At 71.2% G+C, this 13,537-nt stretch carries 14 protein-coding genes; 5 read left to right on the top strand and 9 right to left on the bottom strand.

What is annotated here, in order from left to right; translation table 11 throughout:
• Window positions 1-3: 3 nt before the first annotated feature.
• Together ACLQ2R_RS03485 and ACLQ2R_RS03480 are read right to left on the bottom strand one after the other, a co-directional pair.
• Entirely contained in the window at window positions 4-426 is a 423-nt protein-coding gene (locus tag ACLQ2R_RS03485) for a hypothetical protein (protein WP_425957797.1), read from the bottom strand.
• 242 nt (window positions 427-668) lie between these two features.
• Window positions 669-1,442 (bottom strand): hypothetical protein, encoded by a 774-nt coding sequence (locus tag ACLQ2R_RS03480; protein ID WP_425957796.1) that lies wholly within the window; start codon window positions 1,440-1,442, stop codon window positions 669-671.
• Window positions 1,443-1,598: 156 nt separating this feature from the next.
• Between ACLQ2R_RS03480 and ACLQ2R_RS03475 the strand changes: the two genes are divergently transcribed.
• Both ACLQ2R_RS03475 and ACLQ2R_RS03470 read left to right on the top strand, forming a co-directional pair.
• Entirely contained in the window at window positions 1,599-2,174 is a 576-nt protein-coding gene (locus ACLQ2R_RS03475; protein ID WP_425957795.1) for a cadmium resistance transporter, read from the top strand.
• 52 nt (window positions 2,175-2,226) lie between these two features.
• The gene (locus tag ACLQ2R_RS03470) at window positions 2,227-3,039 is read left to right on the top strand and encodes a PrsW family glutamic-type intramembrane protease (protein WP_425957794.1); all 813 of its coding nucleotides are present in this window, start codon (window positions 2,227-2,229) and stop codon (window positions 3,037-3,039) included.
• An 89-nt stretch (window positions 3,040-3,128) separates the two neighbouring features.
• On the opposite strand, the gene ACLQ2R_RS03465 is transcribed toward ACLQ2R_RS03470, so the two are convergent.
• From ACLQ2R_RS03465 to ACLQ2R_RS03455, 3 genes are all read right to left on the bottom strand, one after another.
• Complete coding sequence (locus ACLQ2R_RS03465; RefSeq protein ID WP_425957793.1) at window positions 3,129-3,992, bottom strand: TIGR03943 family putative permease subunit; 864 nt, start codon at window positions 3,990-3,992, stop codon at window positions 3,129-3,131.
• 175 nt (window positions 3,993-4,167) lie between these two features.
• Window positions 4,168-5,205, bottom strand: coding sequence for a permease (locus ACLQ2R_RS03460; RefSeq protein WP_425957792.1), 1,038 nt, complete (start codon window positions 5,203-5,205; stop codon window positions 4,168-4,170).
• 42 nt (window positions 5,206-5,247) lie between these two features.
• Window positions 5,248-6,123 carry an NUDIX hydrolase gene (locus ACLQ2R_RS03455; protein WP_425957791.1) on the bottom strand — a complete coding sequence of 292 codons (876 nt, stop codon included), beginning with the start codon at window positions 6,121-6,123 and terminating at the stop codon, window positions 5,248-5,250.
• A gap of 291 nt (window positions 6,124-6,414) precedes the next feature.
• On the opposite strand from ACLQ2R_RS03455, the gene ACLQ2R_RS03450 reads away from it, so the two are divergent.
• The gene (locus tag ACLQ2R_RS03450; protein WP_425957790.1) at window positions 6,415-7,473 is read left to right on the top strand and encodes a DUF4328 domain-containing protein; all 1,059 of its coding nucleotides are present in this window, start codon (window positions 6,415-6,417) and stop codon (window positions 7,471-7,473) included.
• A gap of 145 nt (window positions 7,474-7,618) precedes the next feature.
• On the opposite strand, the gene ACLQ2R_RS03445 is transcribed toward ACLQ2R_RS03450, so the two are convergent.
• Window positions 7,619-8,461, bottom strand: coding sequence for a M15 family metallopeptidase (locus tag ACLQ2R_RS03445; protein ID WP_425957789.1), 843 nt, complete (start codon window positions 8,459-8,461; stop codon window positions 7,619-7,621).
• Window positions 8,462-8,876: 415 nt separating this feature from the next.
• Between ACLQ2R_RS03445 and ACLQ2R_RS03440 the strand changes: the two genes are divergently transcribed.
• Window positions 8,877-10,058 (top strand): AAA family ATPase, encoded by a 1,182-nt coding sequence (locus ACLQ2R_RS03440; RefSeq protein WP_425957788.1) that lies wholly within the window; start codon window positions 8,877-8,879, stop codon window positions 10,056-10,058.
• A gap of 119 nt (window positions 10,059-10,177) precedes the next feature.
• Here ACLQ2R_RS03440 and ACLQ2R_RS03435 read toward each other — a convergent pair whose 3' ends face one another.
• Complete coding sequence (locus ACLQ2R_RS03435; RefSeq protein ID WP_425957787.1) at window positions 10,178-11,023, bottom strand: MauE/DoxX family redox-associated membrane protein; 846 nt, start codon at window positions 11,021-11,023, stop codon at window positions 10,178-10,180.
• 5 nt (window positions 11,024-11,028) lie between these two features.
• Window positions 11,029-11,979: a hypothetical protein gene (locus ACLQ2R_RS03430; protein WP_425957786.1), complete on the bottom strand. Its 951-nt coding sequence runs from the start codon at window positions 11,977-11,979 to the stop codon at window positions 11,029-11,031.
• A gap of 293 nt (window positions 11,980-12,272) precedes the next feature.
• Between ACLQ2R_RS03430 and ACLQ2R_RS03425 the strand changes: the two genes are divergently transcribed.
• Entirely contained in the window at window positions 12,273-12,788 is a 516-nt protein-coding gene (locus ACLQ2R_RS03425) for a SigE family RNA polymerase sigma factor (protein ID WP_425958160.1), read from the top strand.
• A 130-nt stretch (window positions 12,789-12,918) separates the two neighbouring features.
• On the opposite strand, the gene ACLQ2R_RS03420 is transcribed toward ACLQ2R_RS03425, so the two are convergent.
• Window positions 12,919-13,437 carry a MarR family winged helix-turn-helix transcriptional regulator gene (locus tag ACLQ2R_RS03420; RefSeq protein ID WP_425957785.1) on the bottom strand — a complete coding sequence of 173 codons (519 nt, stop codon included), beginning with the start codon at window positions 13,435-13,437 and terminating at the stop codon, window positions 12,919-12,921.
• Window positions 13,438-13,537 lie beyond the last annotated feature (100 nt).

The raw sequence follows: 13,537 nt of genomic DNA, 5'->3' as shown, positions 1-13,537 counted from the left end.
GGTTCAGCGCCTCCGCAGGCCGCGGATGCCGATCTGGCCCCACTCCCTCTCGGAGAGGGGGTCGACCCCGAGGGAGCCGGCCGCCCTGTCGAGATCCTCGCGGTGCAGGTTCCATCGGTGCATCAGGGTGATCACGTGGGGTTTGTTGCCGATCTCCCGCTGGACGGCCGCGTGGATCAGGTCGGAGACCCGGTTTCCGGTCAGCCGTGCCGTGCGGGACAGCGCCTCATAATCGGCTTTGTCCAGCTCAATGGTGATAGAGGTGTCGGAGGCCGTCGGGCCGCTCGCCTTCTGTTCCTCCCCGAACCGAAGGTGGGCCAGCCAGAGCGGAACCGGGCCGGGCTCCTGCCCGCTCGTCGCGCGGTCGTCCGCCGGTGGTCTTTCCGGTCCTGCGTCGTCTCGCCAGGCCGGTACGGAGTGGGCCATGCGTTCGACAGTAGCCGCCAATCGCCGATCATGACAGCGCTTCCGCACGACTCCGGCGGCGTGTGCGGGAGGGTTCTCCGCCATTCCGCGCCGGCCTTTCCGGAGCCGGTACGCCACCGCGACACCCGCCTTTTCCCTGCCCGGCCCGTGGCCCGATTCCGGCGTCGGCCGCGCGCGACCGGGAACCGGCACCGCGCTTCCCATGATCCTCCCTGTGCTTCACGGATATTTGTACTCGTATATCAACTCACATATGGGTGAAACCGGTATTCCATGAACTCCGGAGGACTGCCGGGAACGCCGGGGCCCGGGTCGAGCGGGGGCGGGGACGTGGCCGGGTCCGTGGAACCCGGAGGCGCGTTCGGGTCCGTGGAGGCCGGGGACGGGGGCGCGTTCGGGTCCGTGGAGCCCGGAGGCGGCGCGTTCGGGTCGGTGGAGCCCGGGGGCGGGGATGCGTTCGGGTCGGTGGGACCCGGGGCGGCCGTTCCGCAGAATCCGGCGGCCCGCCGCTCGGTGGCGAGCTGGTCGACCGGTTTCCCGTACTCCGCGCGTTCCTCCAGCGACGGTTCGTACGACCACGCCTCCTTCTGGAAGACGAAGCCGAACTCCGTGGTGGCGCCCGCCCTGTCGGCCCGCACCACGGCGGTGTCACCGCTGATCGCCACGGACGCGATGGTGAACGGGGAGTCGGCCACGATCGGCGGGCAGAGTGTGAACAGCCTCACGTACTCCTCGCGGGAGATCAGTTCCTGTGCCCCGGTGGTCCACAGGTCCCAGAAGTCGCCGTAGGAGCCGCTGCCGTAGGCGTCGAGCGCGGGCTGCACGGCCTGGCGGACCGAGGTCTCCGAGTGTTCGGCGTCCCGCGCCGAGGCCGGGGCCGAGGCCGGGGGGTTGAGCACCATGACCATGGTGACGACGGCCCCGATGGCCACGCCGACGGCGAGAACGAGTATCACGGCCAGCCCTCGCCTCGTCTCGCCCCGGGAGGGCTTGCCGTACTGCGGCGAATAGCCCACGTGCGGTCTCCGGGGGCCGGTAAGAGCGGATAGCGGATATAAGTGATCATAACGCCCGAGGTTCGGAAGTGGCGCGGTGCCAACCGGTCACGAGGCACGATACCCGGACCCCGGGCCGGGGCGGCCGGTCACCGGCTCGGGGGACATAATGCGCCCGTGATCCAAACGATCGGCACGGCCGTCGCCGTCTTCGCGGGTACCAACGTGGACGACCTCGTCATCCTGACGGTGCTCTTCCTGGCGTACCGGGCGGGCGGCGTCCCCCGCCCCGGGCAGATCGTCGCCGGTCAGTACGCGGGCATCGCGACCCTGGTGGCCGTCTCGGCCGCGGTCGCGCTCGGGCTTGCCGCCGTGCCGGACCGCTGGGTGGGACTGCTCGGCCTGGTGCCGTTCGGCCTGGGGCTGCGCGGGCTGGTCGGGGCCGCGCGGAGCGACACCGGCGAGGCGCCTCCGGTCGCCTCCGGGGTGATCTCGATCGCGGGGGTGACCATCGCCAACGGGGCCGACAACATCTCCGTCTACACCCCGCTGTTCCGCACGATCGGCGCCGTGCCGAGCGGTGTCACGATCGCCGTGTTCGCGGTGCTCGTCGCGGTCTGGTGCGCGGCGGCCTCCTGGCTCGGGTCGCACCGGAAGGTCATCGCGCTGGTGGAGAGGTGGGGCAGGTGGCTGGTGCCCGTGGTGTTCATGGTCATCGGCGCGGTCATCGTCCTGGAGTCGATATTTAGATAAACATGGACAATTCACCCGAATCAGGGATATATGGATCGGGGAATTACCCCTCATGCGAGAGCATTTACGCTTCTACCGTCATCGATGGTTCACGGCGTGGATCGCCATGATCGCTCTCTCCTTCTCGCTCATCGCCGTGATGCAGGCGGCCGGGAACGAGGCGTTGCTGCCCGCGGCGTTCTTCTACGGGGCGGCGGCCGGGCCCATCGCCCTCCTGCTCGCCACCCACGACCGCACCGGGATCGGCGTCAGCGTGCCCGCCATGACCCTGATGGGGATGTTCCTGTTCGGCGGTGGCGTCGCCCTCCTGCTGGGCGGCTGCCTGGACTCCCTCCTCGTCTCGCCCAAGGACGACATCTCGATCCTGAGGGTCGGGTGGATCGAGGAGTCCGCCAAGTTCGTCCCGCCCCTGGCGGTCGCCCTCACCGGCCGCCACCTGACCAAGGCCGCCGGGGTCGCCCTCGGGCTGTCCTGCGCGACCGGATTCGCGATCATGGAGTCGATGGCGTACGCCTGGAAGAACGTCGCGGGCGAGGGCGGCGTGGTCGGCGCGGGCACGATCCTCTTCCTGCGGGGCCTCACCACCCCGTTCAGCCACCTCGTCTGGACCGGCCTGATCTGCGCGGTGGCGTTCGACGCCTGGCAGATCCGCGGGCGCGTCGCGGTGACCCTCCCCATCGTCACCGCGTTCGTGACGGCGGCGGTGCTGCACTCGCTCAGCGACGGCCTGCTCGTCCTGGACATCCCCCGCCCCGCCCGGCTGCTCTTCCTCGCCGTCGCCGCGGTGAGCTACTGGCTCTTCCACCTGGCCACCCGCGACCTGAGACCGCGGGAGGCCGCCGACCGGCTCCCCTCCCTCGCCTGACCGCCCGTACGTTCCGGGACCGCCTCGCTACACCGCCCGCACGTTCCGGGACCGCCCGGCGCGTGGCCGCGCGGGACGACCCGGACGATCTACTCGTACGGCTCGTCGGGGGCCTTCACCACGGCGAGGCTCTCCCCGGTCATCTGCGGGTACACGACACCGTTGGGCATCTTCCCGAACGTCTGCGGGATCCAGGTGCCCGTGACCTCGACCCAGGTGTCGGCCGGTGGCGCGTCCAGCCCCTTGACCGCGACCTTCAGCGGGAAGGCGTCCGCGGCGCAGCAGGCGATCTGCATCCGGGTGACGTACCACTGCCCCTTCTTCCTGGCAGGGGAGACGAAGCCGGTCAGCCTGACCGTGCGGCCGGTGAGGGACTTCTTGTCGTCGTCCCAGGCCCGGCCGATGAACTCCCCGACGGTCATGGTCACGGCGCCGGTGCCGGTCAGCGGGGTGAAGGAGCTCAGGCTCTGGTCGCGGGGCGGCGGCGTGTCGTCGCGGGAGGCGGCGAACGAGCCGAGCGCGGGCGGGGCGATCAGGAAGATCGCGAACACGGGCAGGCACATCAGCCAGGCGACGCGAGGCCCGCCCCCCGCGTGATCGTGCCCCCCGTGCGAGCCGTCCTGGCCGTGCGGGACATCCAGGTCGTCCGGGCCGTGTGAGCCGTCCGAGCCGGGAACGTGGCCGTGTCCGGACGACGTGCCCGGCGTCTCGTCGTGATCGCGCGGGGAACGGCCGTGCCCGCCGGTCGCGGCCCTTCCGGCGGACAGGTCTCCCGCCCGGGACACCTGGAGCAGCCCGACGACCCCGAGGATCACCAGCACCGCTCCGGCACCGATGAGAAACGGCTGGAAGCCCGGCTTGACGTAGTTGAGGTAGGTGGGGGAGAACGCCGAGATTCGCAGGACGGCGCAGCCCAGCAGGGTCAGGACCAGGTTCTGTGTCACACGGTTCATCGGAAGCCGCGGGCTCCTTCCGCCCCGGCGGGCGTGGTCGGCGAGGGGGACAGGGGGGACGCGGCCGGTCCGCGGAGGACCCGTACGGGCCGAAGGGACCGCGTGAGCCATCGCGACCGGGAAAGCGTCCGGGACCGTCGGAGCCGAGGAAGCCGCCGCGACCGGGAAGGCCGTCTCACAGGAGCCACCAGCCGAACAGCACGCTCACCGCGACGGCGAGGCAGAAGGTCAGCGGGACGAACCTGACCACGAAGGCCCTGCCGAACGTTCCCGCCTGCAGCGCGATCAGCTTGAGGTCGACCATCGGCCCGACCACCAGGAAGGCCAGCTTCGCGGTCGGGGAGAAGGCGGTCATCGAGGCCGCCACGAACGCGTCCGCCTCCGAGCAGATCGACAACAGCACCGCCAGCAGCGCCATCACCAGGACGGCCAGCCACGGCACCCCGGCGATCGTGGTCAGCCACTCGCGGGGGACGACGACGTTCAGCGTGGCCGCGGCCAGCCCGCCGACGATGAGGAAACCGCCCGCGTGCAGCAGGTCGTGCCGCATCGCCTCGGCGAACTGCGCCAGCCGAGGACCGTCCCCGGGCGGGCGGGAGGGGATCCGCAGCCACTCGCTGCGGCCGAACCTCAGCCAGAGCCAGCCGACCAGCACCGCCACGACGAGCGACGCCCCGAACCTGGCGGCCACCATCAGCGGCTGCCCGGGGAAGGCGACGGCGGTCGCGACCAGCACGATCGGGTTGATCGCGGGCGAGGCGAGCAGGAAAGCCAGCGCCGCGGCCGGGGCCACCCCGCGCGACATCAGCCCCGAGGCGACCGGGACGGACGCGCACTCGCACCCCGGCAGCACCGCCCCGGCCATCCCGGCGACCGGTACGGCGGCGGCCGGATTCCTCGGCAGCGCCCTGGTCCAGAACGACGCCGGGACGAACGCCGTGATCGCCGCCGACAGGGCCACGCCGAAGACCAGGAACGGCAGTGCCTGCACGCAGATCGCGACGAAGATCGTGGCCCAGGTCTGCAGGGCCGGTGCCGTCAGGTGCGGAGTGAGCAGGAAGCGGCCTGCCACCAGCGCGACGATGACGAGCGCGAACCCCCACGGCAGGGCCCCGCCGGAGTCCCGCCGTCCCCAGGAGTCGGGGGGGACCGGGAGTTCGTCCCGGTCCTCGGTGTCCCAGGTGTTCCGCGGACCGGTTCGAAGCTCGGACATGCGTTTATCGTGCCAGACATCCCGGGTGTCCCTCGCGGGACGTCACAGTTGTGACAGCAGCCACCGGGGGCCGGCGACCTCGGCGCCCAGTTCCGCGACCCGCCCGCGCAGCCCGCGGTCGGCGGTGACGACCAGGACCCGCTCCCACGGCCGGGCGTCCCGTACGGCCCGGACGACGGCGTCGTCCCCGTCCGCCGGCGCGCAGATCACCGTGACGCCGGGCACCGGGGCGCCGTCGCGGACGGCGTCGCGGGCGGCGCCCTCGACGACCGCGCACACCCGGGGGAACCAGCGCTCCAGCGCGGGAACCTCCCCCGGTACGGTCCGCAGGCCGCCCGCGGCGCGGGCCCCGATCTCGGCGAGCAGCCTGGCCGTGGCTCCGGCGCGGTCGTTCCACCAGCCGTGCTCGGCGCGGGCGCCCACCAGGTTGGCGATGTCGAGAACGACGAGCCACGGGGAGAGCGCGAGGCCGATCGCCGGCCAGGTCTCGGCGAATCCGGGGTGCAGGTTCCTGGCGGTGACCTCCTTCGCCGGGAGCCAGCGCAGGTCCACGCTCTCGTCGTTGGCGGGAACAGCGCGCAGCAGTGCCGCGGCCTCGGCGATGACGGTCTCGAAGGACCAGCCGCCGTGGTCGTCGAGGTAGACGCTCTGCACCCGCAGCCCGGCGCCGTCCATCGCGGCCTCCTCGGACGCCTCGCGCAGGGCGGCCTCGACGCCGTTCTCGTGGCTGTCACGGGCTCCGCCCGGCAGGCCCCAGGTGCCGCCGTGGTGACTCCAGAGCGCGCGTTTCTGCATCAGGACGTGGGGGGTTCCCGCGTCGTCGTGGTGAACGGCCAGCAGGCCGGCCGCGCCGTACACGCCCCAGTGCCGATGGCCGCGATCACACCGGGCCCAGCCGTCCCCGTCCCTGGCCGCCATACGACCCATGATGCACCAGGCCCCGCGCGCTCCCGGAACACCACCCGCGCCCGCGGGCCCGTCCGGAGGTCGCGGGCCGGCGCCCCCGGGAGACGGGAGATCTCCTCACGCCCCGGAGGACGCACGGTTCGTGAGCCCGCCGTCCGCCGACGGCGGGAAAGGCCGTGGTAGGGAGGGAACGGCCGAATATGACCGCCGATATACCTGAAGCGCGTTTCCCGTGACCGTGTCATGATCTGGCGTACATGATCCCGCGGACCGGTGCGGATCGTCCCCCGCCGGAGGAATGTCATGAGCACGAGGGCGTTCTCCGTGCCCGATCGTGGCCTGTACCCGATCCGCCAGTTCGCGACGACCGCCGTCGTCCTGATCGTGGTCGCCTCCGTCGCGTCCGCCGGCGTGCGGGTGTGGCAGCTCCTCGCCGGTGAGAAGTGGCCGTGGCCCGAGGCCTTCACGGTGTACGCCGCGATCGGCGTCCTGCACATTCCCGCGGGAATCGCGTTCGTGTGCTGGCTGTTCCGCGCGCGTTTCAATTCCTACGCGATCTCCCCGGGGGTTTTCCACACCAGTTCAACGTCGTCGCTGATCCTCGGCTGGATCCCCCCGCTCTCCCTGTTCGTCCCCAAGGGGATCGTCGACGACATCTGGGCCACCTCGCGGCCCGGTGGCCTGTGGCCGGGCACCGATCTGCTCAGGGTCCGCCGTTCCGCCCTGATCTGGGCGTGGTGGCTGACCTGGTTGCTGTCGGGGTTCATGACCGTGGTGACCGGGGAGTTCGCGGGGGGAAGGCCGCACCCGCTGGAGACCCTCGCTCTCGTCGCCTGCGCCGTGTCGTCGCTCGCCGCCGGGCTGCTGGCCGTCCGGGTGATCATGATGATCACCGGCCTCCAGGAGGCGGCCCGCGCCGGGAACCGGTGGCGGCCCGGGCAGGCCGGTGCATTCGAGGGCGGCGCCCACGGGCCGCACCTCGGGCTCGTCACGCTCTTCGTGCGTGACCACGACGAGGCCGTCGCCTTCTATGTCGACACCCTCGGGCTCGAACTCCTGGAGAACAGGAGCATGGACGACGGAGGGCGCTGGGTGACCGTACGGCCGCGAGGCGCGAGGGAGACGGCGCTCCTTCTCGTCCGGGCGGGCACCCCCGAGCAGGAGGCGCGCGTCGGCGACCAGAGCGGCCTGGTCTTCTGCACCGACGACATCGTCCGCGACTACGAATGGATGGCCGCGGCGGGCATCGCCTTCGACGAGGCTCCGCGCCGCGAGCTCCACGGTACGACGGTCGCCTTCAGGGACCCGTACGGCAACCGCTGGGAGCTGCTCCAGCCCAACGTCTCACCGGCGTACGGCTGACCCCTCGTACGACCCGTCCCCTCGTACGGCCGAACGCGTCGCGCGGCCGGGTCCTTCGCGCGGCCGGGTCTTCATACGGCCGGGTCCTTCGCGGGGACGGGTTCTCGTGCGGTGGAGCTCTTCGCACGGCCGGCCGGGCCGAGGCTCAGCCGCCGCCCATGGAGAAGTGCTGGTAGTCCTTGATGCCCGACCAGTCGCCGCCCCACTCCCAGCCCTCACGCTCGAACGCCCTGACCACCCGGTCGCCCGGGTTGATGACGCCCTTGCCGCGCAGCGGGCGTTCGGCGAACCGGCGGGCGTTCGCGTGCGCCACCGATCCGCCTGCGTACACGTACGGGTTCTCGCGCGGGTTGATGTCGACGGCCCGGCCGTAGGCGTGCCGTGACCAGCTGCTCGACCCGGTGGCCGGGCGGCAGTTGAAGGCCGAGGTGTTGTCGGCGTCGATCGAGTCGAAGTCGTCGCCCCGGTAGACGTCGACCAGTCGCATCCTGCGGATCGGCCAGCGCCAGTCGTACAGGCGCTCGAAGACCGAGACGATGTCGTCGGCCGCGGCCCTGTGCACGACCAGTTCGCCGGTGTGGGCCCTGTCGTCGAAGCCCCAGTGGGTCATCGTGATCAGCCGCAGGTCGCCGACGGGGACGGGGCATCCGGGCCGCCAGGAGTACCTGAGCCGGTCGCGGGTGACGCGGGAGACCTTCGCGGAGAACGGCGGCGGGCCGGTCGGGGCCGGTGTCGCCTCGGTGGGTCCGGGAGCCGTCGGCGTGGCGCCGGTCGGCTCCGGGGCGGGCGGCGTGGTGGGGGTGACCGGGCCCGCCGTGGGAGTCGGGGGCGCCGGGGGAGTCGGCGATGCCGCCGAGACGGGCGCCGAGGTGGCGGGCGGCTCCTGGCCGGACGGGGAGGCGGCGGTATTGCAGGCGGCGGCCGTGAGGCAGCCGACGGTGGCCGCGAGCACCGCCCGCGCGCGGATCGTGAATCTGAGCCCTGCCACGTGCTGCCCCCTCAGCGAAACGGACAAAAGCGACAATGCATCATTGTAGTTGATCGGTCACCCGAGGTGGTGGACGGCCGCGACGGCGATTCTCCCGCGGGCGGCCGGGAGGGGCGTCCGGGGACGGTCCTCCGGGGGCGAGCCATGGCTCCATGATCCATGTTCTTTGGAGTGCTTTTCATCGAAACGTATCGCGCCTGTGTTCGAACCCGCGCTACAGTCGTGGGCACGGGCTCGAACACGGGTTCGGTCTGACGTCCGCCCAGGTGAAGGGGGGTGCACGGCGATGCTCGCGTTGTCGCCCGCCGCACCCGCCCCGCCCGCCCCCGGACCGGCGGCGGGCCCGGCGACACGCCGTAGGTCTTTCTACGGAAATCTAGGCCGACCGCTATATCCCGTCATAAAGTCCGAGAGCGTGGATCCCGTTCGCAATCCCTACGCGCCCGGTGCCGGGCAGCGCCCCCCGGAGCTCGCCGGACGCGACCGTGAGCTCCAGCAGTTCGAGATCGTGCTGGAGCGGGTGGCCCGCGGCCGTCCCGAGCGCAGCATGGTGGTCACCGGCCTGCGCGGTGTCGGCAAGACCGTCCTGCTCAACACCTTCAAGTCGATGGCCATGCAGCGGCTCTGGGGCACCGGGAAGATCGAGGCCCGGCCGGACCAGTCGATCCGCCGCCCGGTGGCCGCCGCCCTGCACATGGCCGTCCGGGAGCTGGCCCCGCGCCATCGGGCGCCCGAGCGCATCGAGGAGTTCCTCGGGGTGCTCAAGGCGTTCGCGATGCGCGACCCGTCCGCGGCCAAGGGCACCTCCCACTGGTCGCCCGCCATCGACGTGCCCGCCGGGCGCGGGCGCGCCGACTCCGGCGACCTGGAGATCGACCTCACCGAGCTGTTCGTCGACGCCGCCGCGGTCGCCACCGACCTCGGGGTCGGCATCGCGCTCTTCATCGACGAGATGCAGGACGTCCCGGCCACCGACGTGTCGGCGCTGTGCGCGGCCTGCCACGAGCTCTCCCAGAGCGGTGGCCCGCTGATCGTGGTCGGCGCGGGCCTGCCGCACCTGCCCAGCGTGCTCTCGGCCAGCAAGAGCTACTCCGAGCGGCTCTTCCGCTACGCCCGGATCGACCGTCTCGACCGTGAGGCGGCCGACCTGGCGCTCATCGCCCCGGCCGAGAGCGAGGGGGTGGAGTTCACCCAGGACGCCCTCGACGCCCTCTACGTGGCGGCCGACGGCTACCCCTACTTCGTCCAGGCGTACGGCAAGGTGGCCTGGGACCTGGCGCTGCGCAGCCCGATCACCGCGGAGGACATCAGGGTGTCCGCGCCGGAGGCCGAGGAGGAGCTGGCGGTCGGGTTCTTCGGCAGCCGCTACGAGCGGGCCACCCCCGCCGAGCGCGACTACATGCACGCCATGGCCGCCATCGGCGACGAGCCCGTCGCGACCTCCGAGGTGGCCGAGGGGCTGGGGCGCAAGCCCTCCAGTCTCTCCCCGGCGCGTGACAGCCTGATCAAGAAGGGCCTGATCTACAGCGCCGAGCGCGGGCTGATCGCCTTCACCGTGCCACATTTTGGAAAGTTTCTACGGTCACAACCCGTCTGATTGAACAGATGTTCGATACGCTGTGGGAGTGGAGGTAGCCCTCTATACGGCTCTCTAGTGGGGAAGCTAGAGAGCCGTATAGAGCCCCATCGTCATGCCCTAGAAGAATCTAGGGCTCTCTAGCGTCCCGCCGATATCGGCAAAGATTCACCGAGCGGCTCGCTCTTCACCGGACGCCCGTCGGAGCCGACCATGGCCACCCGCACCGCCGGGTGACGCCCGCTCAGGTAGATCGCGAAGACCACGTCGACGGGATCGCCCGTGTGGCTCCGTCCCGGATACACGAAGAACCGCCAGCACAGCTCGCGCCAGCTGTCGACCGGATCCGTGCTCGACAGCAGCTCCACGTGGGAGCGCCAGATCGTGCTCGACCGCAACCGGCCGAGCGCGGTCGCCGGATCGAAACGGCGCTGCTCGCAGGGCGCCCGGTGACGGATCCTGGCGACGGCCTCCTCGATCTCCGGGGAGAGCGCGGCCAGCAGCAGCAGACCACCGATCACGGCTGGGGCGTACGCCCACGTCATCGCGGTCATCAGGTCCCAGCCGGACACCGGCGGGGCCCAGACCAGCCCCGCCGACATGGCCGTCAGCACCACGGTCCGGCCCAGCGACCGCCGCCCCACCGGAATGGCGCTGACCTCGCCGAAGCAGCCACAGCCCGCGTCCGGCCGCCTGCGGCGCAGCTCCCACAGGACGTAGGTGGAGATCGCGAAGAACGCGGCGGTCCCCCACCGGAAGAACGGATGGCCGGTCACCAGCAGGCCGGCCGTCAGGAACAGCTCGCCGGCCGCGCACCCCAGCATCGCGGGAGGGCGCCAGCGCTCGGCCACCAGCACGGCGGGTCCCAGCCTGCTCAGCGTGCCCGGCTCCGCCGCCTTCGTGACCGTCCAGATCTTCGCGACCGTACCGGCGGCCAGCAGCAGGACCACGACAGGCAGCTGCCCGATGGCGATCGTCGTCAGCATCCGTGTCACCCCATTCCGAGCCGGGCGTTGAAGCACCCGGTGGTCAGGTCTCCGCCGAGCTCCACGAAGGAGTGCGGTGACAGTTCCAGAATCCGGCCGCGCGGCGAGGTGCCGCACTCCAGGCAGCGGTCGCAGAACCGGCCGGCCAGGCAGCCGCACCCCACGATCGGCAGCAGGGAGGTGCGCCCCGCGCAGACGTTGCGCACGTTGAGCATCGACCCCAGCGCCAGGTACGGCAACCCGGTGCACGACACCCCGGCGTCGTCGCACGCCGTGTCCGACCGCTCCAGCATGGGATAGGCCACCCCCTGCTCGTCGCAGTCGAAGGTGTCCGACCAGGTCGCCGTGCCCGAGATGCGCGACTGCACGCCGCCGTAGTTGTGGGAGGGGGCGGGAACCGCCGTCCACCGGTAGGGCGGCTGGGAGGTCGCGGGCAGCCGGGCCTGCGCCACGCCGCCCTCCCGTACGCCGATGGCGTCGAACAGGTAGCCGGGCTCGAACTGCGGGTGCCTCACCCGGAGCCGTCCCGACGAGCGGTAGGGGATGACGATGGTGCGCCGCCCTCGGTGGGGCCCGCAGTACAGCTCCACCGTGCGGTCCCTGCCCTCGGAGCCGATCGACTGGATCACCCCGGTGATCCTGGTGATGTCCGCCCAGATCCGGCCCACGACCCGGCCGGCCTGCAGCGCCTTGACGATCACGTTGGAACCCACCGGAAGGTCGGCCGGGCTGAGGGACTCGCCGCGCCAGGCGGTCGCCCACGGCGCGATGACGAGCCGCTCCTCGTTGCCGTCCGGGGTGTCGATGACGATCAGGTGCGGGCTGACGTCCAGGATCGTGCCGCTGATCGAGCGCAGGAGCTCGCCTTCGAAGGGGAGGGGGCCCGGCTCCTGGACGGTCCGGCCGAGCGCGGCCGCCGCCAGCACGCGGCGGCGATCGGCGCTGTGATAGGGCATCGTCGCTCCCCTGGTTCTGCGAGGTGTGGCAGCCAGCGTCACATGCTTCGCGGAATCGCGCTGTCCGCTCCACCAATAATCGGGGCAGGTGTCCACCCCGGTACTAAAGTTCCCCTTCCTGGTGGAACGCATTGGTGTCTGTCCGATGACAAAACGTGCTCATCGCCGCATGCGTTCCATAGTTCATCAAAACCGATCTTTGCCTTTGATAGATGAAATATAGGTTCCGGTTCAGCCGCAGTATGGGTTCCGGCTGCGATCGTGGCCATCATGAGCACCCGGAGCGCAGGGTGGTGATCACGGTGGCCGGCGGGATCGACGAGGAGTTCCGCGAGTACGTCGTCGCCCGTGGCCCGACACTGCTCCGTGCCGCCCACCGCCTCACCGGCAGCGCGAACGACGCCGAGGACCTGTTGCAGTCCGCTCTGGTCAGGACCTACCTCGCCTGGGACCGCATCCACGACCGCGCCGCGCTGGACGGCTACGTGCGGCGGGCGATGGTCAACATCAACATCTCCTGGTGGCGGCGCCGGAGGCTGGAGGAGTATCCCTCCGAGCACCTTCCCGAGCCCGCCCTTCCGGGTGGCCGGTCCCTGCCCGAACGGGTCGAACAGGCCCTGGAACGGTTGCCCACGCGGATGCGGGCCGCCGTCGTCCTGCGCTACTACGAGGACATGACCGAGGTCGAGGTCGCCAGGACGCTGGGCATCAGCGTCGGGACGGTCAAGAGCACGGTCTCCCGGGGGATGGCCAAGCTCCGTGGCGACCTGACACCGCCGGAGGCGCGGCGAGTGGAGTCGCAGGTCTGAGGCCCCGTTCTCCGGCGTTCCCTCCGGGCCCCGTTCCCCGGTGTCCCCTCGAAGGTCGCTTTCCCCGACGTCCCCGCGCCGGGATTGTGACCACGTCCTCCCCCGTTCACCGGTCGTCGTCGCTCGTACGTCATTCCGTCCCGGCGAGTTCGGCCTCGGCACACGGTGCCGCCGCCCCCGCCGCTCCCTCCGCCCCCGCGGTCGCGCAGGGCCGTACGGCGTCGCGGAGGGTGCGGAGCGTGTCCAGGAAGGCGCCGAGCTGCTCGGGGGAGAGCAGGCCGGTGAACCAGGTCTCGATGTCGGCGAGATGCTGGGGCAGGACGCCGCCGAGCCGCTCGGACCCGGCATCGGTGAGGGTCGCGTAGGAGGTCCGCCGGTCGGTGGAGCACGCCTGCCTGGCGACCAGCCCCTCGCGCTCCAGGCGGTCGACGACCCGGGTCACCCCGCTCGTGGACAGGCTGGTCTGCGCCGCCAGGTCGCTCATGCGCAGCCGCTGGCCGGGCGAGCGCGCCAGCCGGATCAGCGTCTCGAAGTCGATCACCGAGAGCCCCGCGGTCGCGAAGAGCGCGCTCGTCTTCGCCGATATGCCGCTGTGCACCTCGGTGAGCAGGCCCATCGCCGTCAGGCGGGAGTCGTCAAAGGGGATCACGTTCACACTCTATCCGAAGATAGTTGACGAGAGGAATATTTCTCGTGTAGAAATCTGTTAACGCAATCATCCACGCAGCAACGATCTCATCGGGAGCACA

It is taken from the genome of Streptosporangium sp. DT93 (assembly GCF_049844535.1).
Lineage (GTDB): Bacteria > Actinomycetota > Actinomycetes > Streptosporangiales > Streptosporangiaceae > Streptosporangium.
The sequence above is the reverse complement of the archived record's forward strand: the minus strand, read 5'-3'. Positions and strand labels throughout refer to the sequence as shown.